Raw genomic sequence first — 23221 nt, 5'->3', positions numbered from 1 at the left:
GTCGTTATAAACACTTCTTAACTACTTTCCACTCAGAAATACTGCCCTGAAGGTCGTTATAAACACTTCTTAACCACCCTTCGTTCTTGAAAAACTCCTCCCACGGTGGTTATGAACGATCTACACTAACTTTTAGTTTTGGATACCTGTTGTTTTGCCAGACCATTCACTCATGCCTGGGACAACATTGAATACTTTTGTAAAACCCTTCTCAGAGAGTTTTTGTGCAGCAAAGTCACTGCGATTTCCGGTACGGCATACAACATAAATTTCATTTTCCAGTTGTAGCTCACCCATACGTTCATCCAATTCACCTAGCGAGATAGAGATTGCTTGAGGAATATGGTTAAAGACAAATTCCGCTGATTCTCTTACATCTAGTACAACTATGCTCTCATCTCCTCCAAGCTTTTGTTCAAGCTCCTCATTAGATACAACATCTGGATGTTTTCTTTCAACAGATTCCTCTCCCTCTCTATCCGACTTTCTTAAGTAATGCTTTAGAACCGGCCCTTCCTCTAACGTTCCTAAATAATGGTGACCCGAGCTTTTAGCCCAAGCTTGAATATCCGCTTTCGATCCTTTGTCTGTTGCTTGGACCTCAAGAACCTGGCCTTCTTCAAGATTCGTCATAGCCTTCTTTGTTTTCACAATTGGCATCGGGCAAGCAAGACCCTTAGCATCTAGTACCACGTCTGTTTTAATTGATTTCATCATTAAACCTCCCGTTTTTACCCACAGGGGTATTGTTTTGTGTAAAAAAATTATTCCATTTCGCCTTCCCAATCAAGCATTCCGCCTACCATATTGATAACTTTAAAGCCATAGCGTTCAAGCAGCTGGCAAGCACGTCCGCTTCTTCCTCCTGAACGGCAAACTATGATATATTCCTTCGATTTATCAAGTTCATGCATACGGAACTCAAGTAATCCCAATGGAATATGCTGTGCTCCCGGAATTTTCCCTGCAGCTACCTCATCCACTTCGCGTACATCAATAAGATTTAGCGGCTGAGCCTCCATTATTAATTCTTTCACTTCATTTGCAGTTAGCTGTTTCATTACATTCACTCCTCGTATCTTTAGATAAACAGGTTCACATTTCCATTTTCTGCATCAGCAAGATATGCTGCAACACCGGCATATTCAACATTATCGAGCAGTTCTTCTTCCACTAGCCCAAGCAAATCCATTGTCATTGTACATGCAACAAGCTTAACATCTAATTCTTGAGCCATTTCAATCAGCTGTGGCAATGTCATGGCATTATGCTTCTTAATTACATCCTTAATCATTTTAGGCCCAAATCCGGCAAAATTCATTTTCGATAAGCCCATTTTATCAGCGCCTTTAGGCATCATTTTTGCAAACATCTTCTCGATAAAGCCTTTCTTAATCATCCTATCTTCATCTGTTCGCAGGGCATTTAATCCCCAAAACGTATGGAAAATAGTTACTTCATGATCGTATGCCGCAGCACCATTTGCAATAATATAAGCAGCCATAGCTTTATCGTAATCCCCGCTGAACAGGATAATATTTGTTGATTTTTTCTGAGTCATTGTAATCCTCCTAATTTTATTTTTACCCTTACCCCTATGGGTATAATGTTAATGAAAATAAAAAAGAGTGTCAACCCTTTTTTAATCTATCTGCTTTTTACAAGCAGATTTACTGCTTCCTTAACTAATTCTTCTGTATTTCCCTCACCATTTTCTTCTGCATTTCTCACACATTCTACTAAATTTGAACTAACGATGACCCCAATTGTACGATCAATCGCAGATCTAGCAGCAGAGAGTTGTGTAATTACATCCTTACAGTCTTTTTCCTCTTCCATCATCTTTAGAATTCCCCGCAGCTGTCCTTCAATGCGCTTAACCCTATTTTTCATTTGATCATTGAAATCCATGATTATTCTCCTTTCTAATAATCTTTGCAAGGGCAATCTGTTAATGTATACCCTGCAATTGTATACCCTCTTTTTCTTAAAAAGCGGATACTCATGTTTCTTTCCAAATAATCTGATGCGATCACATGAATGGTTTTACTGGATATATCAGAATAATGCCTCTTCATATATGCGTATGGAATATTAATAGCTCCTGAAACAGGATCTTTATATGATTGATTATAATCTCTAACATCAACAATTTCTATTGAATCTGCAGGATGGCTGAGTGACTCCCTACACTTAACATTTCCAACTGGGCAGTATCTTATATACAAAGCCCCAATAACGATACTGAATGATAGTATAAATAAAATGACCATTTGAATCACCCTCGTTTATTTTTCTTTAATGACTAGCCTCATCTTATACCCCCATAGGTATAATGTCAACTATTAAAAAGAATCCAGCTTATACAAAGTTGGATTCTCTTCCTATCTTCAATCACTATACAAAATGAACAAGGCTAAATAATAAAATAAGCTAATACAGATAGAATAATAGACGTAATCCCCATCGCAATCAATGGCTTTAGTGCTTTCGTACGCAGATCGCGAAGGCTGACATTTAGCCCTAGTCCAACCATCGCTGCTGTTAAGCACCAAGTTGTCAGAGTCGCTACTCTATTCATAAATCCATCTGAAACCGGAATTTTCGGGCCAAGTATATAGCTGCCAATTACACTCATAATGATAAAACCAATTAAGAACCATGGGAATTCAATTTTCGCATTATTTTCACCGGTGTTTTTATTCCTCATCAAATACATGAAAATAAAACAGAGAGGAACGAGTAAGAATACCCTGCCGAGTTTTGCCAACAGCCCAATTGCCAGCGCATCTTGGCCGCCAGGTGCTGCTGCCAATGCAACGTGTGCAATTTCATGCAGACTAATGCCGGACCAAATGCCATACTCTACATCTGTCAAAGGCAGAATCGGACGCAGGATGGTATAAATAATCGCAAAAATTGTACCGACTAGTGCGATTATTCCTACACCAATAGCTGTTTCTTCATCCTTCGATTTAATAATCGGCGCGATTGCAGCAATGGCAGCGGCCCCACAAACCCCTGTCCCTACCCCGACAAGAAGGGAAATGTTTTTATCCGCTTTCATTAAACGAGCGAGCCAAACTATTAAGAGAATAGCAAAAATAATAACACCTGCATCTCGTATGAGCAAACCTAAACCATCGCTAAGTACGGTTCCAATATTTAGCTTGAGCCCATATAGAATAATGGCAAAACGCAATAATTTCTTTGATGAAAACGTAATGCCGGCACGAAAAAACTCTGGATACCCCAATAAATTTCGATACAAAACAGCAATTACAATGGCCGATGCTAGCTGCCCTACATGATCAAATCCAGGTGCCTTTGCTAATAAAAAGCCTAAAAAGGCAATTAGAAATGTAAAAGCGATGCCGCCTGCCCATTTTCCCAACGGGGCTGGTTTTTTTTCTGGCTGAATTGGCTCCTTACTAGTTGTAAGTGCTCTTGCGTGTGCTCCCATATTTTCACCACCAAAATATCATCTGTTCATTCAGCATAATACTTTTTTTACAATAAGAAAAATAATAATTTATAATAGTGATGATAAGTAAATTCATATAGTAAAAGGGTGGTGTGAAGATGGATCAGCAGTTAGCAGTTTTTGTGATGGTCGCGGAAAAGCAGAATTTCTCTCGTGCAGCGGAAGAATTACATATGACACAGCCAGCAGTCAGTCAATATATTCAAGCATTAGAACGAACAATGGGAACGACTCTTTTAGAGCGCAGCAATAAATATGTCCGCTTAAATAAAGCAGGGGAAATTGTTTACCATCATGCAAAGGAAATTATCGGACTCTATTCAAAAATGAACTTTCTTATTGATGATTTAACGAATAAACCGAGTGGGGCACTTTCTATCGGAGCAAGCTATTCTTACGGTGAGTATATCTTGCCTCATTTGATTGCAAAAATGCAAAAAAAATACCCTCTGATCAACCCTTCCATTACGATTGGGAATACAAAGGAAATTGCTGAATTGGTACTTGGACACCAATTAGATATTGGGATTGTAGAAGGGGAATACAAAAATAACCACTTAGTCGTAGAGCCATTTGCTGTAGATACGATGAGCATTGTAGCTTCTCCTCAAAATAGGTTTGCCCAAATAAAGGGAGAAGTTCCCCTGACTGAATTAGAAAATGAAACATGGATTTGCCGGGAAACTGGTTCTGGGACGAGAGAAGCTGCTGAAAAAATGTTTTCAAACTATGAAATAGCTCCAAAAAAACTTTTAGTGTTCGGCAGTACACAAATAATCAAGGAATCGGTTGAAGCTGGTTTAGGCATTAGCTTATTATCTGATTGGACGATTCGAAAGGAACTTTCTCTTGGGACATTAAAAGTATTAAAGGTGAAGGACCTTTCCATTACTCGTGACTTTTCAACTGTGTTAAGTTCTCCCTTTGAGACAAAAGCATTGAAGGTTTTCCTGGAAATTATTAAACAGAATACGAAAATAAAATAGAAAAGTTTAAAGGACATACAACTAGTGATTTCTTGTCTCTATATCCTTTAACAGTGATTTAAAGTACATACAATGGATGATTTCTTGATTCTATGTCCTTTAACCGGATTGTTTTGGTGATGTTCTGTTGTGAATCTATCTTTTTGTTCTATAATAAAAGAGAGGTGAGCAGCTTGGCACGGGAACGAAAATTTTCGATTGATGAACTTTTTAGAACAACGAAGGAGTTATTGCTTCTTCATGGATATGAAGGGTTTACCTTTAGTCTTCTAGCAGATCGCCTAGAGATTTCTAGAGGTACATTGTATAAATACTACGATAATAAAGAAGAGCTAGTTACCGATTACATGCTCGATGAATTGGAAAAGTTTCTTCTGAAGCTGCAGAGGATTTCGGAATTCAATGGCTTTGAAGTCCAATTCAATCAGCTCCTTGAGCTTATTTTTGAGCATTCGGAAATCCATCAAATTATTATCATTGCACTGCAGATACCAGCAAATATATCTAAAAAAGTAACATTAAATAAAGCAAAACTGGATGTACAGCATCTTGAAATGTATAAATATTTACAAAGTTTTATTGATTTAGGGAGAACAGAAAAAATATTAAAGCCTCAAATTCCGGACGGTCTTATCCTAGGCTTTATTTTTCAAACCATTGCAATTCCGAATCACACAAGAGTACCCGCAGAGGAATGGGTGAGCTCGATTAAAGAGATTATTTGTCACGGAATGTTTACAAAAAATAATTGACACTACTGTCACCTTTAAAAGATAATATTGATGACAATAGTGTCTTTTATTTTTCAATAAAGTGACAGTTGTGTCACTTACTCAAAAAGAAAGGGTTGAATAAATGAAAACCTTCCTGCATTTCATTACCGACCGAGTCACAACAAGAAAAGGCATGTGGATCACCCTTGCCATATGGCTTGTATTGACAACGGGCTTAGCTCTATTTGCTCCTAGCGCAAAAGATTATCAGGTTTCTTCTATAGACACACTGCCAAAGGATGCACAATCGGTTATTGCCCAAAATAAATTGGACACATATTTTAAAGACAATGATGGCCTGCCTGCTATATTAGTCTTTCAATCTAAGGATGGGGAAATTGAATATCAGCAACTTGCCGATCTCTTTGACAGGATTGCTGGGGAAAATATTAAAGGTGTACAGCAAGTTATTCCTTTATCCTCCATCCCTCCACAAGCAGCGGGCGGATTTTTCTCGGATGATAAACAGACAGCTGTTGTTCCGTTAATATTCGATTCTTCGTTTGAAATTAAAGAAATTAAACAATCGAAGGGAAAAATCGAGAAGCTTGTTAAAGATCATTCAGATTTAACCTTATATGTCACAGGCCCTGCTGGTATTGGAATTGATACGCTGGATTTATTCTCAAGGGCCGATGTCGTGCTTATTTTATCAACAGTGGGATTAATTTTAGTGCTTTTGGTTATTATTTATCGTTCTCCATTGCTGGCTCTAATTCCGCTTCTTGCAGCCGCCTTCGTCTATGAAGTGGTCATGCAAACGCTTGGATTAATGGGTGCAGCCGGGCTCATTATGAGTAATCAAACACTTTCTATTATGACCATCCTTTTATTCGCGGCAGTTATTGATTATTCCCTTTTCGTATTTTCAAGATACCGTGAAGAGTTAAAGAACTTTGAAAGTAAATATGATGCAATGCAAGCGGCAATGCGTGAAACTGGGATGCCTGTTTTCTTTTCAGGGGGAACGGTGTTAGCTGCCATGCTCGTACTATTCTTTGCTCAATTCGGCGATTATAAGAATTTCGCTCCGACCTTTGGAACAACGATGGTCATTATCATGCTCGCATCCATTACGCTCATCCCAGCCTTATTTACACTTTTCGGAAGAAAATCATTTTGGCCGAAGATTCCTCGTTTCGGAGAATCCTTCATTCCAAAGCATTCCTTTTGGAGCCGAACTGGACGATTTGTTGTCCAAAAACCAGGTCTTTCAGTTGCCGTCATTGGGATCATTCTCCTTGTTTCAGCAAGTAATATGTTCAATATGCAATACGAATTTGACACAATGAAGTCCTTCCCAGATGATATGCCATCAAGGGTTGGCTATGATATTCTTGAGGAAAACTTCCATAAGGGAGATCTCGCGCCTACCACTGTATTATTTGAGTCACCTGACATCGTAGCAGACGATCAGCAGGAGGCATTGAAAAAAGTGTTAGAAGATCAGCCGTTAGTTAATAATGTCCGTATAAATGGAATATCAGATAACCAAAAGGTAATTAATTATAGCCTAACTTTCAATGAAAGCCCGTATGCTATTGAAACAATGGACGCCTTAGAGAAAATTAGAGATGACGCTAAGGAGATTGTGGCGAATAGCCAAATGACAGGAGACCTTTATTTCGCTGGGGAAACGGCATCAAAAGTTGATGAGCGTGCCATTAATGATCGAGATTTGATTGTTATTGTAGTATTAGAAACAATACTCATCTTTGGCTTGCTTATCCTTTTAACAAAATCAGTTAAAATGCCAATTTATATGATGGGGACCATCTTAATCTCCTTCCTGGCTGCTTTAGGTTTAGGAATGTTTCTAACCAATCTTTTCTTTGATATTCATACAATAAGTGATCGTGTTCCACTATACTCCTTTGTTTTCTTAGTCGCGCTCGGAATCGATTACAATATTATTCTAATCTCAAGGTATCAAGAGGAAAGACGAAAGCATTCCGTGAAGGAAGCAGTTGAAATTGCCGTTGCGAATACTGGCGGCGTCATATCTTCAGCAGGTATCATTCTAGCGGCAACCTTTGCCGTCCTAATGACTCAGCCGGTTGAATTATTATTTGTCTTTGGATTTATTGTCGCTGTCGGCATTTTATTAGATACGTTTTTAATCAGAGGTATATTACTTCCTGGGCTTATTGTTTTATTTGAAAAAGAAAAAGCAAGTAAAAGTAAAGCAAATTAATTTTTCAAAGCCGGTATCGACAGCCTGAAAGCAGATGCCGGCTTTCTCTATGCCAATTTTTTCACATTAACATTCATAGGAATGTCATCGTCCTTAGTGCGGAAAATAAAATGTAAATACATAGGACGGAGCTAAATAATGAAAAAATGGTGGGTTCTTTCGTTTTATTTAGTGATCTTAATAATCGGTTTATTTAATAAAGATTTGATTTTTGCATGGATTCAGAAGAGTGACCCAAGTGACCTTCCCCTCATGTTTTTCCTTTCTATATTGACAGCAGCCATCCCGTTTATTCCCTTCACCTTATTTGCAGGTTTAATGGGAGCAAAATATGGGGTGCTGATTGGTACATTAATCAATTGGACTGGTGGATTTTTAGCAGCCATTCTCTATTTTTTCTTAGCACGCATTTTCTTTCGAAGCCATTTCAGTCATTATTTAAAGCGAATTAATAGAATTCAAAGATTTCAGCATATGCTTGAGAAAAATGCTTTTATCGCCATCCTCCTTGTTCGGTTGTCGGCTATTTTGCCTCCGCCAGTTGTTAATATATATACAGGAGTGAGCAATATTTCCTTTGGCACTTACTTTACTGCCACTGCATTTGGGCTCATGCCGCCCATGTTTATGGTCGCCTTCAGCGGGAAACAAATTTTCTCATCGATCCTGTTTCTTTCAATCGGATTATGTATTTACGTATTATTTTTGCTTTGCATTTTTTTAGTCTATAGGTATTGGTCTATGCAGACGTCCAAACTAAATTAGATCATCAGGCTATCCTTTAATCCCTATTATATGGGAAAATCCGCCATGGTGCTGCTGCCATCAATTGCATGTAATAATGGCGATATTTTTCCTGTATAATCTGGGATATGGAAGGAGTGATTCAATTTTGATGATTGTACTTTTCGCCGTATTGGCGGGTTTTCTTTTTTATCTTCTAAAAATGGCTAATAGAAACACGAAAGATATCGTGATTAATAAAGTTAAAGTTCATAATGAATCAACCAATAGACATGCTCCAAAGCTAAATATTCTTCACCTATCTGACTTGCATCTCGAAAATATTTCAATTTCCCCTGACGAGCTTTATGTAAAGTTGAAAGATGAATCCATTGATCTCATTGCTCTTACTGGAGATTTCCTCGACCGTAAACGTACGATTCCTAAGCTAGTGCCTTATTTAAAAATTCTTAATCAATTACAACCTAAACATGGCATTTATGCTGTATTGGGGAACCATGACTATGTTCTGCGGAATCAAAACTTGCAGGCATTATTAGATACACTTGAAACCTTTAACTGCAAAGTATTGAAAAATGAAAATGATGTAATCATGGTTGATGGGTGTCCAGTCAATATTATTGGCATTGATGACTTTAGTACAAAGCGAAGTGACCTTGAAGTCTCATACAAAGGAATTATGCAAGGGACAAATTTAGTTTTAACCCATGACCCTAATATTGTTCTGCATATGAAGAATTACCATTTTGATTATTTGTTAGCCGGTCATTTCCACGGAGGGCAAATTTGCTATCCAAAAGCCTATCATCTTGTGAAAATGGGGAAGCTCGCAAGGATGAATATTACAAAAGGATTTCATACCCAGGATGGAAGGCCTTATTATATTAGCGAGGGACTCGGTCAGACTGGCGTGAATATCCGTGTCGGAAGCCGACCAGAAATAACGTTTCACGAGCTAACCTTAGCAGCAAGCGATAGAAGGGCTGCAGCGGCTATATAAGAAAAAAGCTGTTCTTTTGTAACAGCTTTTTCTTATTCGCTCATTGAATTTCTATACATTTCGGATAGTTTGTTTGTGGACATAAATAAGTAATTTGGCTTTTGATTTTTTAGAGACTCCCAGGTGGTCTGTTTGTTGGATAGAAGCTCTATCGGCAAAAAGGCAAACCATTTAAACCATTTATAAATGGGGCTGTATATATCTACAACTTCAAAACCGAGCCGTTCACAGCCTTTATTCAGCATTGTAATGCCGACAATCCCTTTAACCATGTATGCTTGACGGCATTCCCGAATATAATTCTCCACCTCAGGAAGAGATTTTTGGACATATTGATACATAAATTTCGCTTTTTTCAAATCACTCTTTATGTCTTTTAGTTCTATTAATAACTTGGCATTGTGGAGATGAATTTTGACTAGCGTGTCATTTTTATTGATTCGAGTTCCGTCAGATAGGACCACATTTCTCCCTTTGTATTTTGTTATTCGAATCCTGAAAATATTGCTTTTTGCCCCTTCGCACGGAAGTAAGGTAAGGCGTGAAAAGAAATAATAAATCGGATCAAACCAATTCCAAATCGAAAGAACATATCCTCTCATACTTCCTGTCTCTCCTTCAGCTGTTTCCTTTTCCCACTTATTTTTCTTCGATAAGTCAAATATTATTTGTGGAAAAATATCGCTAGAAGAGGCAAAAAATCAAGGTACAAATTCTGTAACTCCTGTTTGTTCATCCTTAATAATCCCAATTCCCCCTATTACTTCTATTTGCGCACCAAATGATTGAAAAAAGTCCCCTGCCACAGCTATTCTCTGTGCATTTATAAACTGTTCTCTGTCTAGCGCTGACAATTCTTTTGTAACCCCTAATGCTTCTAACAATTGTCCAATAGCTTGCACCCATAAACCAAACAGGAGCTTTTTCTCCGGCTCTGAATCATGTTTGTCGTCTGATATACTAAATAGCTTCGATACCAAAATGGCTTTACTAAATGCTGCCGTAGCTTGAAACCAAACGACTGCCTCTATTTGCTCTTCCAGCTGAAGCTTTAAGCTCTCAATATCTGCATTTGTTTGCTTTTCCGTTTTTGTTTGATTTTCGGTTTTTTTTTGCTTTTCCGCTTTTGTTTGATTTTCAGCTTTTGTGTTTTTACCGGTCATCTTTATCCACTCCATTACATCAACGGGCTTACATCATTACTATTCGAACTGGAGTGTTTTCGTGATTAACAGTAAAAGTGCATTATTTATATAAAAAGACTTTTAATTGGCTGCTCTTATCTATGGTTACTAATAATACATCGTTAAGCTCAACATTATGATTGGTTTTCAAGGCAGATAGGAGCCAGCTTTCATCTTTGCCCATTTGCTGCAATGCCGACTTTTCAATATTCCCTTCCTTCACAACCGTTTTTGGAAAATCAAACGGCTCCGTTATGATATTCAAATCACCCCGAGTAACCGTTTGAAAGTTGGGACTTACGAAAAAGGAGATGGTTCCATCAGGCTCCCATAAAGCGAGTGCTACTTTTTTTACATCATCAATTTTTTCTTTTCTGGCTTCAGATAATATATAGTCTACTGACACTCTTGCTTTCGTTAAGTTTTTATAAATGAATTGTCCGTTTTTAATCAAGGGAAATGGGTTAGGCAAAACAAATTTTCTTAGTTTTTTTGATTTTAATACTAAGAAAACGCTTGATACATATAAAATGACAAGTGCACTCATCGAAATCATTGATCCTTTTAGGCCTAATCGTTCATCTGACAGAGGGTGAGCTATGATATTGCCAAAGACTACAGCAATAGCAAAATCGAGCAAATTTAGCTGTGAAATAGATCGCTGCCCCATTAGTTTTGCAATAATAATCATAAAAAAATAGATTACAACAGCTCTTAAAATCCATTGCATGGCAGTAAGTGTTTCTTGACCATAAAAAAAGTCCATATGAACTTCTCCCTCCGGACATCTTCGGTATGTACATATTGATAACATACCCGAAAAGCACAAGGCTGATTACTTCTTTAGTAATCAGCTCCTTCTAGCTATCACTTTAATTATTCAATTTCACCGATGAAAATGTCCGTTATCCAGTTTATTAAGGACATTTTAGTAAAAGAATGAAATCCAGTATTTTAAGCCCATACTAATATGAATGTTTATTTAATGTTCAGTAATAACTCCTTAGAGGTGATTCACATCATGCCAATGCTTAAACTGGATAACGATGTTAATCTTTATTATTCAATTAACGGAAAAGGAACTCCTATTGTTTTTATTCATCCCCCAGTCATCACTTCCGTAAATTTTACATATCAAATGGAGGAACTATCTAAACATTTTCAAATCATCACTTTTGATATACGGGGTCATGGGCTGAGTGATTTTTCCGAATCGCCCCTTACTTACCCGCTTATTGTAGAAGATATTAAAGCTTTATTAGATCATTTGGAAATAGAGAAAGCCTATATGTGCGGATATTCTACTGGTGGTTCGATTGTACTGGAATACTTGCTGGCTTATCCTGATCGAGCGTTGGGTGGGATATTGGTTAGCAGCATGCATGATGTAAATGATGAATATTTGAGAAAACAAATAGCTATGGCTATTAAGCTGGCCACGGCTGGGGCGAAAAAAGTTTTAGCTTGGACGATTTCTATTGGCAATGCCGACACAAAAGAATTATTTAAAATCATGTACTCCGAGGCTTGCAAAGGGGATATTAGAAATATGGAGCAATACTTTCGATATAGCTTGCAATATAATTGTACACAGCGACTTAGTGAGATTCCACATCCAGTTTTACTCGTATATGGCAAGAAGGATAAATCATTTCATCAATATGCTCAGCTTTTGCATGAAAAATTGCAGAACAATGAAATAAGATATATTGAAGAAAGTCATCGAATTCCTACAAAGTCCGCTAAGGAGCTAAATGAATTAATCAAGCAGTTTTGCCAAGCACATCTTCAAATTCAAGGCTCAAACAATTAAAAAACACCAATCAGCTCAACATGATTGGTGCATTCTTTAACTTTATTTTGCAAATCGATGTTTTCCAATCGTTACAGTCACTTGTCTTGAAAAAACCCATTTGCTTGTTGATGTTTTTGGATTAAAGAAATACAACGATCCTCTTCCTTGCCCTCTAAATGCTAATGCCTCATCGACTGCTTTCTTTGAGGACAGGTCAGCGGGTTGGTTAATCGCTCCATTTTGAACAGGTGTAAAGGCATAGTGCCCGCTTACTTTTTCATAGATGACACCTGAAACTGTATTTGGGAAAAGTGGACTATCAAGACGGTTTAAGACAACGGTTGCCACTGCCACTTTTCCTGCGTAAGGCTCACCCTTAGCTTCGGCATGGACAAGACGAGCGATTAGTTCTTTTTCTGCAGCAGTAATTTTTGAATTGGGGATCAGGATTTTCTCGCCAGCATAAAGTAAATCACTAGTCCTGTTATTTACTTTTTTCAAGTGAGGCACGGAAATTCCATATTGATTTGCAATCGTCCAATAGGATTGTCCTTTATGTACGATATGGGTATTCGTTGCTGCATTCGACTCAGCTGCAAATCCAAAAAGTGATAATGATAGTGCACCCGTGATGAATAGCTTCTTCATTTTTTTCATGCTAGTTTTCCTCCTACTTCCGTAAAGAATCTCTAATTAAAGGCTAGCATATGTAACATTATGAATCCTCGTCCAAAATGTGGCATCTTAGGCAACGGCTGATTTGTGCCTGTCGTTACTAAGGCGAGCTATTCAGTGGTAAAAAGATGAAATATGTTTTGAAGTGCACCGATTACAAAACTTGGATGATATATGACATTATTATTTCGTATATGTAACAGACCTCTGGCCTTTTGGAGGGATATTACTATTTGGCTGACAAACTACCTAATCTGGCTGATAAATCATTTAACCTCACGGACAAAATGTAATATCCTAAGAAATTTAACAATAAACCCGAATCGTATCAAATTTGAAATTGACTTTCGAGGATTTTTTTACTCATAACGCCGCCCTCTTATACCTATATAGGGTATATTGTTGTAAAAAGAAACCGTGCTATTGCTAGCACGGTTTCTTTTTACTTCACATCATAGCCTTGGTCATCAATAGCTTCTTTAATATTATCCAAAGATACTTCATTAGATCTGTACTCTACATCCACAGTCCCATTTTTCAGATCTACTTTCACGCTTTCAACACCAGCTAATTCTCCTACACCGCCTTCTACAGCCTTAACGCAGTGACCACATGACATCCCAGCTACATTTAATGTTACTTTTTCCATTATTCAACAGCTCCTTATTTTTTCATTAATTTTTGAATCGTAATTAGGACTTCATCCAGAACTTCCATGTCCCCTTCATTAAGTCGATCCACTACACAAGTTTTCAAGTGACCTTCAAGCAGAATTTTTGCAACGCTATTTAAGGCAGATTGAGTAGCGGATATTTGTGTAATTACATCATCGCAATAAGTGTCTCTTTCGATCAGCCCTTTAATCCCGCGGATTTGGCCTTCAATTCGGTTTAATCGAGTGACTAGATTTTTCTTTACTTTATCTGAATGGTGACTTTTTCGCTCACTATGTGAATTACAGCAGCTTTCATCTTCTGAAAACAACTTTTCATCTTCTTGATTGGATACCATAGGATCCCTCCTTAATTCGAATTATATTATACCCCCGTATAGTATGTAAAGCTCAAATAAAGTTTTTCTGAAAAAAATGGAATTTTTGTGAACTTAGCCATAATCAAGGGTATTAATTCATTATAATTAATATTATTTTACTTCCCGCTAAATTTCTTCAAACTTATAAAGTAAAATAGATATATTATTCGATTTAGAACAGGTGATTATTAATGAATAATTTCTCATTCAAGATTAGAACCGTATTTTTACTGTTCAAAGGAAAGAGAAAATTGTAGAGAGGAATTGGCAATGAGAGATTTTTTACTAGAATGGTTTCCAAATAATCCAATACTTGCTGTCCTCGTTAGTTTAATAATAAATATGATTGTTGCTATATCAGGCATTTTGCCCAGCGTTTTTATTACTGCAGGAAACATTGCCTTTTTTGGTTTCGAAATGGGGCTCTTGGTCTCCGTTGCGGGAGAGGCAGCTGGAGCAATTGTAAGTTTTGTCTTATACAGAAAAGGATTAATAAAGCTTTCACCTAATATAAAAAAATCAAAGTCTAAGCTTTTATTAAAGTTGAAGAATACAGCCGGAGCAGAAGCAATATTTCTTGTACTTGCCCTTAGAATTTTTCCGTTTATTCCTTCAGGCGCTGTAACACTTGCAGCTGCATTCAGTAAAATGGGGCTGTTATCGTTTTGTGTCGCAAGCACATTAGGGAAAATACCATCTCTATTAATAGAAGCATACTCGGTTGACCAAGTGTTATCGTTAAAATCAGAATGGCAGATTACCATTATTCTTCTTATCATCTTAACAAGCATCTATTTTTTTATGCGAAAAATGAAACAATAAAAAGTAAGAACAATCAAATTTGATTGCTCTTACTCTTTTATTGTTTATAATATCAGCGTAATCCATCTAATTTTAACGTTGCAGTTTTGATATAATCTAAAATATTTATTTTCAGCTAATACGCAATGAAATAAAAATTTTCAAATTTAATTGAGGTGAGAAAAATTTCAATTTTACGTTCCATTCGAAAAATTTATCAGTTTTTTGTGGATATACCTATTAAAGATGGGACAGTTTTGAAAGATCGCTATCAGGTGTTAAGTTTTATAGGTGCTGGAAGCTACGGGATGGTATATCTCTGCAGAGATTTGAAAACAAATGAAAATAGAGTGATTAAACAACTTCGGCCAAGTAAACGGCGAAATAAAAAAGAAGCAGCGATGTTTGAAAATGAAATCTCAGTATTAGGTACGCTAAACCAAAAAAATATGCCAGTTTTATATGAAGCTTTTTCAAGTAATGGATATTTTTTTTATGCAATGAGTTTTATTGAAGGGGATAATCTGGAAGACGAACTTTTCATTAGCAAAAAAACGTATAGCGAGAAAGAGTCACTCTTTATTCTTGTCCACTTACTCGAATTAGTAGATGACCTTCACAATAAAGGCATTTATCATCAGGATTTGCGTACCGCTAACATTCTTCTAAAAAACAAGGAACCTTTTTTGATTGATTTTGGTTTATCTAAGCAAAGAGACTCAATTAATCAGCATAACAAACTAGAAGATATTTTAAAGATGAAACAGCAGGATTACTATGATTTAGGGGACTTGCTTTTATATTTGCTTTATTCAACGTACTCCTCCAAGAATAAAAAAGCTCTCCCCTGGACAGAAGAACTTTCTTTAAAAAAGGAAACCGTTAATTTACTGAAAAAATTACTAGGAATACACGAACCTTATACAAATACTATTGAAATTTCAAAAGGTTTATATGCCGCAATAAATGCGCAAGAAAAAGAAAGTTAATTGTATAGAGTAAAATTAGCTGCTGCTTCGTCCTTTACGTTTATAGCGGTGGCTTCCACTCATTGGAAATGATTTGTACCGTCTGCTGCTACTGCTTCCGCGACGATAATTGCGGTGTCTTCGCTCGCTGCTTCCTTGAGAAAGATGTTTGACCATTTTCAATATTTTTTTAAACATATATTACCTCTTTTCATCTATTTTAGTAAGGCTTAGGAGGATACGAGTTTAAAACGTAATATTTAAAGGATAGTCTAAAAATTTTGCTCGCATACCCCACAGGTATTTCAGATATTGAATTGAACAGAGCCTTTTTTAAAGCTTGCCGTTCGTTACTATTTAATTAATTGTTTTTCTGCTATTTTTTTAACTTCTAAATAATGAATTTGATGACCATCGATATTGTGTACTTTGAAATTATAACCTTCGAATTCTAGTTCTGAACCAGTCTTAGCATCAAAGTTTTGAGTCAAGAACCATCCACCTATTGTGTCAACATCCTCATGAGATAAATCGGTTCCCAATAAATTGTTAACATCCTCTATGAGTAATTTGGAATCTAAAATAAAATGGTTTTCGTTTAACATTCGAATTGCTGGCACTTCATCTTCATCAAATTCATCTCTAATTTCTCCGACAATTTCTTCAATAATATCTTCAACAGTTACTAAACCAGATGTACCACCATATTCATCCATTAGGATGGCAATATGGATCCGTTCTTTTTGCATTTTTACTAACAAGTCATGGATTGGGACATTTTCGATCACACGAATAACGGGATTTATGAATGTCTCTAATTTATAGTCTTCATCTGCATTTTTGTTTATAAGATTAGTCGTTAAGAATTCTTTCGCATTAATAAAGCCTAGAATATTGTCTTTATCACCATTAACAACTGGGTATCTTGTATAATGTTCGGTCCCAATAATATTCAATATATCGTTAAAGGTATCGTCAATTGAAATCGTCACGATTTCCGTTCGCGGCACCATGATTTCTTTCGCAATTCTTTCGTCAAATTCAAAAATATTGTTCACGTATTTTAGTTCATTTTTATTAATTTCCCCACTCTTATAACTTTCGGATAATAAAATTCGGAGTTCTTCTTCCGTGTGAGCTACTTCGTGTTCTGAGGCAGGTTTTATACCAAAAAGTCCAACAAGGACACGTGCTGAACCATTTAGAAACCAGATGAACGGATACAGCAATTTATAAAACCAGATGATCGGTGTAGATAGTAAAAGTGTAACTGCCTCCGCTTTTTGAATAGCAACGGTTTTTGGTGCTAGTTCCCCAACAACAACATGAAGGAATGTTACAAGAGCAAATGCAATACCAAATGATAATACATTTGTAATGGACTCACTTAACTCAAAATAAGCAAACAATGGGTGCAATAGCTTTTCAACTGTCGGTTCACCAAGCCAACCTAAACCTAACGCAGTAATCGTGATTCCCAATTGGCAGGCTGATAAATACTCATCTAAGTGAGTGACGACTTTCTTAGCTGCTATAGCACCCTTTTTTCCTTCAGCGATCAGTTGATCAATTCTGGAAACACGGACTTTAACAATAGCAAATTCAGTCGCTACAAAAAATGCGGTTAATATAATTAATAGTGCTATCAATAATAAATTTATTACATCCAATATAATCCTTGACTCGTCTAGGATACGAGTAAGGAGACACCTCCTAATAGGTTAAGATTTTATGAAACTCCACTATCTTATTTATTCTTCTTTGCTATTTCCTTGAGTCATCACTATCATTTAACTAAGCAATAAAAGCAATGTTTGTATCAGCGACAAACTTTCATGTGAAATTTTTTTCTTCATTTCTTCGAATTTCTTTTGATCAGTCTTCTCAAGTTGAGCAAGAACCTCAGCAACTTCTTTTTCCAAACCTTTAATTTTCAGTCGTAAGTCTAATACGTCAACCTCTTCTGAAAATTTATCTATGCACTCTTTTTTAATTTCCTCCAATGACATACCTTCTTCTTTGCGCTTTTCAATGAAGTGAATACGTTCTATTGAAGAATGATCATAGTACCGGTAATTAGAAGGAGAACGTTCTGCTTTTAGTAAACCAAGATTCGTATAATGGTCGATCGTCCTCTTAGTGACGCTGGCCTTCTCTGCCAATTCTCCAATTCTTAACTTCTCAGTCCCAACGTAATCCCTCCAAACTATAACGTTATGGTTATGTTATAATCATACAATTAAAATTAATAGTTATCAACTATTTTGAAATAAGAATAAGAGATTCACAGTTTGAAAATATTTCTGCTTGTCAAACTTATTCACACCTATTTTCGTTTGCTGGAATTGAAAAAAAGACTAACTCGAGGTTGTAGTATAACAACTTTTCGAGTCAGTCTCTTTCTCTTTATTCCCTATTTATAATAAATTGGACGAAAAGAGCAGCAACAAAGTACCAACAACAAAACAATAGTATGCAAAATATTTTAAATTCCCTTTTGCCATAATCCCCATAAACCATTTCATAGAGAAGTATGTCATGAATAATGTAGCAATAAAAGCGATTAAGTAAGGTACAGCCAAAGTGCCGATATCTGGACTACTTATCAAATCCGAAACCCCTAACACCATGCCGCCTAAACTCACCGGGATATAGAGCATAAATGAAAAACGTAAAGCTGTATCTTGTTTCATGCCGACTACAATCGATGTTATTACTGTTGCTCCGGAACGACTAATTCCAGGAACAAGGGCAACAGCTTGAGCAAACCCAACAATTAATGCATCTTTGATGGATAAATCCCCATCTCTTTTCATCCCCCGAAGGTTACGAATCAGCCAAAGTGCTACTCCAGTAATTAACAAGGTGATCGCAATTGTATGTAGTGAAGTTAGATACTTGGCAATGATGTCATTGAACAGTAAACCTAGCACGGCTGCAGGGATTGTGCCAATCACAATATAAAGAACAAACATAAAATCAGATTTATATGCTTTTTCTTTCGTACGAATAAATTGGAGCGTATTCACCATTAAACGCTTAAGGTCTTGGCGAAAGATAAAGCAAATGGCGAAAAGTGAAGCTGTATTTGTTAGAATTTCAAATACTAAACCTTTCTGTTCAATCCCTAATAATCTCTGTCCAATGATAAGATGACCGCTTGATGAAACGGGAATGGGCTCAGTAACACCTTGAATCAAACCTAATATTAAGTATTTTATGATGATTAGAAACTCATCTGCATTCATAAAACCTATGTACCTCCAAAACTGTTAAATGCTTCTTCTCCTAGACTATACTTTAAAAATTAGGTTCGTAAAGTGTTTTATTAAATTTCTCGAAAATTTGGATATAATAGGTAACATTATTCTAAATCGCTAACTATACTTACAATGATATTAAATTAATCCCAACATCATATTATTGGATTTTCAGCCATTTAGTTGTAATATTCATATAAGGAAATTTTAGTCGGCCTTAGGGAGTGAGATTGGTACATGTCGTTGTTCGAAAAAAGATGGTTTAAAAGTATGGTTGGAATCATCTTACTTTTATTAATTGTATTTTTATTAAATGAGAATCAGTTTATCTTAACTCCAATCGTTGTTTTGATAAAAACGATTTTTTTGCCTTTTGTTGTCGCAGGTATTTTGTTTTATTTATGCCGTCCTTTAGTAGCATGGCTAGAAAAGAAGAAAGCTCCACGATGGATTGCTATTTTAGCTGCTTATCTTGCCATCATTTTGTTTGTATACGGCGTTATAAAGTTGGTTGGACCAGTCATCAATGACCAATTAGAACGATTTGTCGATAATTTGCCAGCGATGGTTTCCACCGTAACTGATTGGATTAAATATGTTCAGGAAAATCGGGCTACTTTTCCAGACTTCGTTCAAGAGGCATTGCTTACTGCGAGTGCAGATTTAGAATCCCGAATTGAATCCAATATAGGGAATATTGCTAATGGAATTCTTGGTATTTTCGGATTGATTGGCGGGTTTATCAATACGATCTTCTATCTTGTACTTGTTCCATTTATTTTATTTTATATGTTAAAAGATAGTCATCGATTTGCACCGAGTGTGGCTGTTTTGTTCCCACAGTCTAAAAAAGAACATGTGAAAAACATATTAAAAGAAATGGACAAGACCATCTCTACCTATATACAAGGACAAATGCTCGTCAGTGTCATTGTCGGGGCGCTTTTGTTCATAGGCTACTTAATTATTGGACTGAACTATTCACTTGTTTTAGCAATGTTCGGGATGTTTACAAACGTCATTCCGTTTTTAGGCCCATATATTGCAGTCATTCCTGCATTCTTAGTCGCATTATTTCAAGATCCTATCATGGCTCTTTACGTAGCAATTATCATGTTAGTTGCGCAACAAATAGAAGGAAATATCATTTCCCCGAATATCATGGGGAAAACACTAAACATCCATCCTTTAACAATCATTGTGTTAATTTTAACAGCAGGAAACCTTATGGGGATTATCGGGGTAATCTTTATCATTCCAGCTTATTCCATAGTAAAGGTACTTGTCATAAATATTGTTAAGATTTTTAAAACAGAATAATAGATAAGGAAAAGCCGACTTTCTCACAACCAAGAATGTCGGCCTTTTTCAACTTACTCTAAGCTTTTAATACCAAGCCTTTCATAAGCTCTATCTCTAGCAAGATTATGTGACTGCCATGATTTACTTTGTAAATATTCTCTTTCAGCTTTGCGCTGCTTTAGCAAAGCTTCTAATCCTTGAACATCCGGCTGCTTTTCATAAAGCTCAATTAATCCCATGATTCCCGTTGCAGATAAGCTGTTCAAATACTGAATATCGATTTTCCCTGTAGTCTCAAAGCGAGCCATATTTTGATCAACAACGATTTTATCGATATTTACGATATTTAGCCCCGCATAATAAATAAGTGCTGCAATGAAATAAAAACGGAATAACGATAGCCTCTCAATCCAGATTTTCACAAGAGTATAGGCAAAGATGACCATAAGGAAAATCATAAAAGAATGTGCGAGAACCCGAGTTAATGTGAATCCATAAGCATCCTCATACATCGTTAATCGCATGAAGGCGGATATAAGAAGGACCCCGCTCGATAGCACAAGAATGGTTAAGGCCAACTTAATTGTTTTCCTCAAAATCCCTGCAACATTTTTAGTTAAATTGATGACCCCAGTCGTAACAGTTAGATTGATCAATGTGACAAAGAGCAGTTCAAAAAATCCGCGGCGCGCATATTCTGCGTACGTATAGCCTTCATCAAGAGTCCCACTGAAAAAGTACTTGAATTGGACGGCAACGAATAATACATAGACTAAATCTAGAAGCAGCAAAACAGTCAGTGTAATAATTCCATCCACTCCAAACGGCTTAAGGGCGCCATCTCTCTGGATAATATGGATGTTCCTTTGCAAGAGTACTTGAAGAAATCCAAAGAAACTGAATGTATATATTAAAATAACTACCGCACGGAAAACATATTCTCCCCTTAAGTTGAACAAACCAGGGATACTATTTAAAAGCCTTTCAAATTGAGTATCTGCGGACATAAGCAAATTCAATATGATAAATAAAAAGGGGAAGGAGATAGCTACGCCAATCAGAACCTTTTTCCACACAACATTTTGTTTTTCGTTGCTTCCTCGTCTTGTCAGCTTGGCAGCATATTTAGTGAATAGTGCACTATACCGAATTCCGTCAATCAGGCGTTGTAACGTGTAAATGACGAAATACAAGTTACTCCATTCTATTTTTTTCGGTGAAGTGATTAAGGCAAGATGGAAGATAACAAGGGCCGGTATCACAAGAATATTCAACGCATAAAAAAGTGCTGTATCATACAGATAATAGCTTGCTGCTAAAAGCCATATTGCGATTAGTACTAGATAGCCGAACCGCTGGTGCGAAAAGGAAAACGACCGAAACCTCCAGAAAAACAGCGCATAAAAAACAAAAATGAAAACAAAATAGGAGATGCCAATCTGATATCTGAAGAATGCTTCCTCTGCCACAATTCCCAATAAAAAACACAAGAAAAAGAAAATCCAATCTATCCTTTCGATTTTGATTTCCATAATAAAGCCTCCTTTTTATATAGATATTCTATATACATAGTTATTCTATGTACGAAGGTAAAAAAAAGCTCATACAGAAGCTTTTTTCCCCCACCTGTAGCTAATCAGGCAAACTGGGTATAAAAGTAGCGTCATCAGAATACAGATCCCGATAAACGTTTCAGTCAGCAACGGGCTGAACCATTCATGGGGAATGATTCGGAAAACCGTCAGAGCCATTAGCGTTAAATTTGGTATTAACGCCAAGAAAAAGGTCGTTTTCATTAGCTTTCTGCCTTTATGGCCAAACCCTCTGCCAATTTCATAGCCAAGCAACGCCCAGAAAAACAGATAAATACACGCAATTAAGATCGGAAAAGATGTTAATTGAACCCATAGGCTTGTGAGCCAGCTCCAGTTTAGCAGATTATGCGCGAGTGTAAGGATAGACCCCCCGGCAAAAAAAAGAATATTAACAGCTATGAACAGCCATTTCATCTTGCTGGGCGTAACGGAAAGTTCTTCTCTCCACATGGCCGCAATCTCTTCGGGTGCTCCGAGCCTTAAATAGATTTGATTGCGCACCTCGGAATCATCCTCTAGCTTGAAAAGCTCTACAAGGAGTTCATTAAGATGATCATCATATTCCTTTAAAATCAACTCTTTTTCGCTATGATTTGCGAGGTGCTTTGCAAGCTCTTCTAAAAACTCATCCTTCAGCCGATCCATGCTTTTTTCTCCCCATCACCTTGTTCATTACGGAAACAAAGTCATTCCATTCACGGGTTTTCTCAAGAAGCATTTCTTTCCCTGCCTCCGTAATACGATAATACTTCCTGGCTGGTCCCTTCTCCTGCTCCTGCCAATAGCATTCAATGTATTCCTGCTTTTCGAGCTTATGAAGGGCTGGATACAATGTGCCTTCTTTAAAAGAAAACTCATTTTCGCTGCGCTTCTCCAGTTCCTTAACAATCTCATATCCATACATATCCCGCTCGCCTAACATTTGAAGAAGCAATAGGGATGAACTTCCTTTGACCAATTCACGATTGAACACTTTATCACCTACCTAGTTATTTTAGGTATATAGAGATTCTACACTTCAGCGGAGAAATTGTAAAGGATCAAATTACCTTAAATCTCCTTAATTTTATTTTCATGGAACACAGCTTTTGTTAAAACTGATGATACTCGGTAACCATGAATAGTTCATGAAATCTACTCTATTAAAGTTAAATAAACTCATCGGTACCTCAACTGCTAATTATAGAAGGCAGCTAATAAGTTCATTAAAATAAGATAGGAGTACCTCTCATATGGCAACTTCAAAACTAAAAAATCCGAGTCATTCATCAACTCGGATTTTTATACGTTTAAGATAGCTCCAAATTCACTTTGAAAATTGTAACTTATTTCAAGTTCTTTTTTATAGGCTGAATATTTTTTATCACATGCCTGGCATGCCCATACCCGGGAAGCCACCCATGCCCATACCTGGAACACCGCCCATGC

Annotated in this window: 27 protein-coding genes; 9 read left to right on the top strand and 18 right to left on the bottom strand. The window is 36.7% G+C overall.

Translation table 11 applies throughout. From position 1 onward, the window contains the following. Window positions 1–132: 132 nt before the first annotated feature. From V7127_RS21585 to V7127_RS21560, 6 genes are all read right to left on the bottom strand, one after another. Complete coding sequence (locus tag V7127_RS21585) at window positions 133–714, bottom strand: sulfurtransferase TusA family protein (protein ID WP_335489514.1); 582 nt, start codon at window positions 712–714, stop codon at window positions 133–135. Between the two features lie 50 nt (window positions 715–764). Further along, on the bottom strand, window positions 765–1061 hold the full coding sequence (locus V7127_RS21580; RefSeq protein WP_335344584.1) for a rhodanese-like domain-containing protein: 297 nt from the start codon (window positions 1059–1061) through the stop codon (window positions 765–767). A 20-nt stretch (window positions 1062–1081) separates the two neighbouring features. Further along, window positions 1082–1561, bottom strand: coding sequence for a DsrE/DsrF/DrsH-like family protein (locus V7127_RS21575; protein ID WP_335489511.1), 480 nt, complete (start codon window positions 1559–1561; stop codon window positions 1082–1084). A gap of 86 nt (window positions 1562–1647) precedes the next feature. Continuing rightward, window positions 1648–1911 (bottom strand): metal-sensitive transcriptional regulator, encoded by a 264-nt coding sequence (locus V7127_RS21570; protein ID WP_335344582.1) that lies wholly within the window; start codon window positions 1909–1911, stop codon window positions 1648–1650. Between the two features lie 14 nt (window positions 1912–1925). Further along, window positions 1926–2273 carry a hypothetical protein gene (locus tag V7127_RS21565; RefSeq protein WP_335489507.1) on the bottom strand — a complete coding sequence of 116 codons (348 nt, stop codon included), beginning with the start codon at window positions 2271–2273 and terminating at the stop codon, window positions 1926–1928. 143 nt (window positions 2274–2416) lie between these two features. After that, on the bottom strand, window positions 2417–3463 hold the full coding sequence (locus tag V7127_RS21560; RefSeq protein ID WP_335489502.1) for a YeiH family protein: 1047 nt from the start codon (window positions 3461–3463) through the stop codon (window positions 2417–2419). Between the two features lie 119 nt (window positions 3464–3582). Between V7127_RS21560 and V7127_RS21555 the strand changes: the two genes are divergently transcribed. The 5 genes from V7127_RS21555 to V7127_RS21535 all read left to right on the top strand — a co-directional run bounded on the left by V7127_RS21555 (window position 3583) and on the right by V7127_RS21535 (window position 9181). Then, window positions 3583–4470 carry a LysR family transcriptional regulator gene (locus V7127_RS21555; protein WP_335489498.1) on the top strand — a complete coding sequence of 296 codons (888 nt, stop codon included), beginning with the start codon at window positions 3583–3585 and terminating at the stop codon, window positions 4468–4470. 164 nt (window positions 4471–4634) lie between these two features. Beyond that, window positions 4635–5222: a TetR/AcrR family transcriptional regulator gene (locus tag V7127_RS21550; protein WP_438824053.1), complete on the top strand. Its 588-nt coding sequence runs from the start codon at window positions 4635–4637 to the stop codon at window positions 5220–5222. Between the two features lie 103 nt (window positions 5223–5325). After that, window positions 5326–7437 carry an MMPL family transporter gene (locus V7127_RS21545; protein WP_335489492.1) on the top strand — a complete coding sequence of 704 codons (2112 nt, stop codon included), beginning with the start codon at window positions 5326–5328 and terminating at the stop codon, window positions 7435–7437. A gap of 138 nt (window positions 7438–7575) precedes the next feature. After that, window positions 7576–8202: a TVP38/TMEM64 family protein gene (locus V7127_RS21540; protein WP_335489489.1), complete on the top strand. Its 627-nt coding sequence runs from the start codon at window positions 7576–7578 to the stop codon at window positions 8200–8202. 181 nt (window positions 8203–8383) lie between these two features. After that, window positions 8384–9181 (top strand): metallophosphoesterase, encoded by a 798-nt coding sequence (locus tag V7127_RS21535; RefSeq protein ID WP_438824052.1) that lies wholly within the window; start codon window positions 8384–8386, stop codon window positions 9179–9181. 32 nt (window positions 9182–9213) lie between these two features. Here the strand turns inward: V7127_RS21535 and V7127_RS21530 are convergent, their stop codons facing one another. The 3 genes from V7127_RS21530 to V7127_RS21520 form a co-directional block, all read right to left on the bottom strand. Then, a complete protein-coding gene (locus V7127_RS21530; protein ID WP_335489483.1) occupies window positions 9214–9783 on the bottom strand; it encodes a YkoP family protein in 570 nt (189 codons plus the stop codon). Window positions 9784–9882: 99 nt separating this feature from the next. After that, entirely contained in the window at window positions 9883–10344 is a 462-nt protein-coding gene (locus V7127_RS21525; protein WP_335344309.1) for a hypothetical protein, read from the bottom strand. Window positions 10345–10426: 82 nt separating this feature from the next. Then, complete coding sequence (locus tag V7127_RS21520) at window positions 10427–11131, bottom strand: DUF421 domain-containing protein (RefSeq protein WP_335344308.1); 705 nt, start codon at window positions 11129–11131, stop codon at window positions 10427–10429. Window positions 11132–11386: 255 nt separating this feature from the next. On the opposite strand from V7127_RS21520, the gene V7127_RS21515 reads away from it, so the two are divergent. Then, window positions 11387–12178, top strand: a complete 792-nt coding sequence (locus tag V7127_RS21515) for an alpha/beta fold hydrolase (RefSeq protein WP_335489480.1) — start codon at window positions 11387–11389, stop codon at window positions 12176–12178. Between the two features lie 42 nt (window positions 12179–12220). Here V7127_RS21515 and V7127_RS21510 read toward each other — a convergent pair whose 3' ends face one another. From V7127_RS21510 to V7127_RS21500, 3 genes are all read right to left on the bottom strand, one after another. Next, a complete protein-coding gene (locus V7127_RS21510) occupies window positions 12221–12817 on the bottom strand; it encodes a cell wall hydrolase (RefSeq protein ID WP_335353484.1) in 597 nt (198 codons plus the stop codon). Between the two features lie 460 nt (window positions 12818–13277). After that, the gene (gene copZ / locus V7127_RS21505) at window positions 13278–13484 is read right to left on the bottom strand and encodes a copper chaperone CopZ (RefSeq protein ID WP_335489477.1); all 207 of its coding nucleotides are present in this window, start codon (window positions 13482–13484) and stop codon (window positions 13278–13280) included. Between the two features lie 14 nt (window positions 13485–13498). After that, entirely contained in the window at window positions 13499–13846 is a 348-nt protein-coding gene (locus tag V7127_RS21500; protein WP_335344304.1) for a metal-sensitive transcriptional regulator, read from the bottom strand. 291 nt (window positions 13847–14137) lie between these two features. Between V7127_RS21500 and V7127_RS21495 the strand changes: the two genes are divergently transcribed. Continuing rightward, window positions 14138–14689 carry a TVP38/TMEM64 family protein gene (locus tag V7127_RS21495; RefSeq protein ID WP_335344303.1) on the top strand — a complete coding sequence of 184 codons (552 nt, stop codon included), beginning with the start codon at window positions 14138–14140 and terminating at the stop codon, window positions 14687–14689. Window positions 14690–14844: 155 nt separating this feature from the next. Beyond that, window positions 14845–15657: a serine/threonine protein kinase gene (locus V7127_RS21490; RefSeq protein WP_335489474.1), complete on the top strand. Its 813-nt coding sequence runs from the start codon at window positions 14845–14847 to the stop codon at window positions 15655–15657. A 332-nt stretch (window positions 15658–15989) separates the two neighbouring features. Here V7127_RS21490 and V7127_RS21485 read toward each other — a convergent pair whose 3' ends face one another. The 3 genes from V7127_RS21485 to V7127_RS21475 all read right to left on the bottom strand — a co-directional run bounded on the left by V7127_RS21485 (window position 15990) and on the right by V7127_RS21475 (window position 18884). Next, window positions 15990–17306 (bottom strand): hemolysin family protein, encoded by a 1317-nt coding sequence (locus V7127_RS21485; protein WP_335353486.1) that lies wholly within the window; start codon window positions 17304–17306, stop codon window positions 15990–15992. A gap of 120 nt (window positions 17307–17426) precedes the next feature. Continuing rightward, window positions 17427–17798 carry a MerR family transcriptional regulator gene (locus tag V7127_RS21480; protein WP_335344300.1) on the bottom strand — a complete coding sequence of 124 codons (372 nt, stop codon included), beginning with the start codon at window positions 17796–17798 and terminating at the stop codon, window positions 17427–17429. A gap of 255 nt (window positions 17799–18053) precedes the next feature. Beyond that, entirely contained in the window at window positions 18054–18884 is an 831-nt protein-coding gene (locus tag V7127_RS21475; RefSeq protein ID WP_335344299.1) for an undecaprenyl-diphosphate phosphatase, read from the bottom strand. 249 nt (window positions 18885–19133) lie between these two features. On the opposite strand from V7127_RS21475, the gene V7127_RS21470 reads away from it, so the two are divergent. Continuing rightward, window positions 19134–20216, top strand: coding sequence for an AI-2E family transporter (locus V7127_RS21470; protein ID WP_335344298.1), 1083 nt, complete (start codon window positions 19134–19136; stop codon window positions 20214–20216). 53 nt (window positions 20217–20269) lie between these two features. Here V7127_RS21470 and V7127_RS21465 read toward each other — a convergent pair whose 3' ends face one another. The 3 genes from V7127_RS21465 to V7127_RS21455 all read right to left on the bottom strand — a co-directional run bounded on the left by V7127_RS21465 (window position 20270) and on the right by V7127_RS21455 (window position 22766). Continuing rightward, on the bottom strand, window positions 20270–21730 hold the full coding sequence (locus V7127_RS21465) for a DUF4153 domain-containing protein (protein WP_335489471.1): 1461 nt from the start codon (window positions 21728–21730) through the stop codon (window positions 20270–20272). A 69-nt stretch (window positions 21731–21799) separates the two neighbouring features. Further along, window positions 21800–22438: a hypothetical protein gene (locus V7127_RS21460; RefSeq protein WP_335489468.1), complete on the bottom strand. Its 639-nt coding sequence runs from the start codon at window positions 22436–22438 to the stop codon at window positions 21800–21802. Continuing rightward, window positions 22419–22766 carry a PadR family transcriptional regulator gene (locus tag V7127_RS21455; protein WP_066291043.1) on the bottom strand — a complete coding sequence of 116 codons (348 nt, stop codon included), beginning with the start codon at window positions 22764–22766 and terminating at the stop codon, window positions 22419–22421. Before V7127_RS21455 ends, V7127_RS21460 begins: the two co-directional genes overlap by 20 nt. Window positions 22767–23221: the final 455 nt, after the last annotated feature.

This window comes from Bacillus sp. JJ1773 (genome assembly GCF_036962035.1).
In the GTDB taxonomy this organism is placed as follows: Bacteria; Bacillota; Bacilli; order Bacillales; family Cytobacillaceae; genus Cytobacillus.
This window is presented reverse-complemented; position numbering and strand designations above follow the sequence as displayed.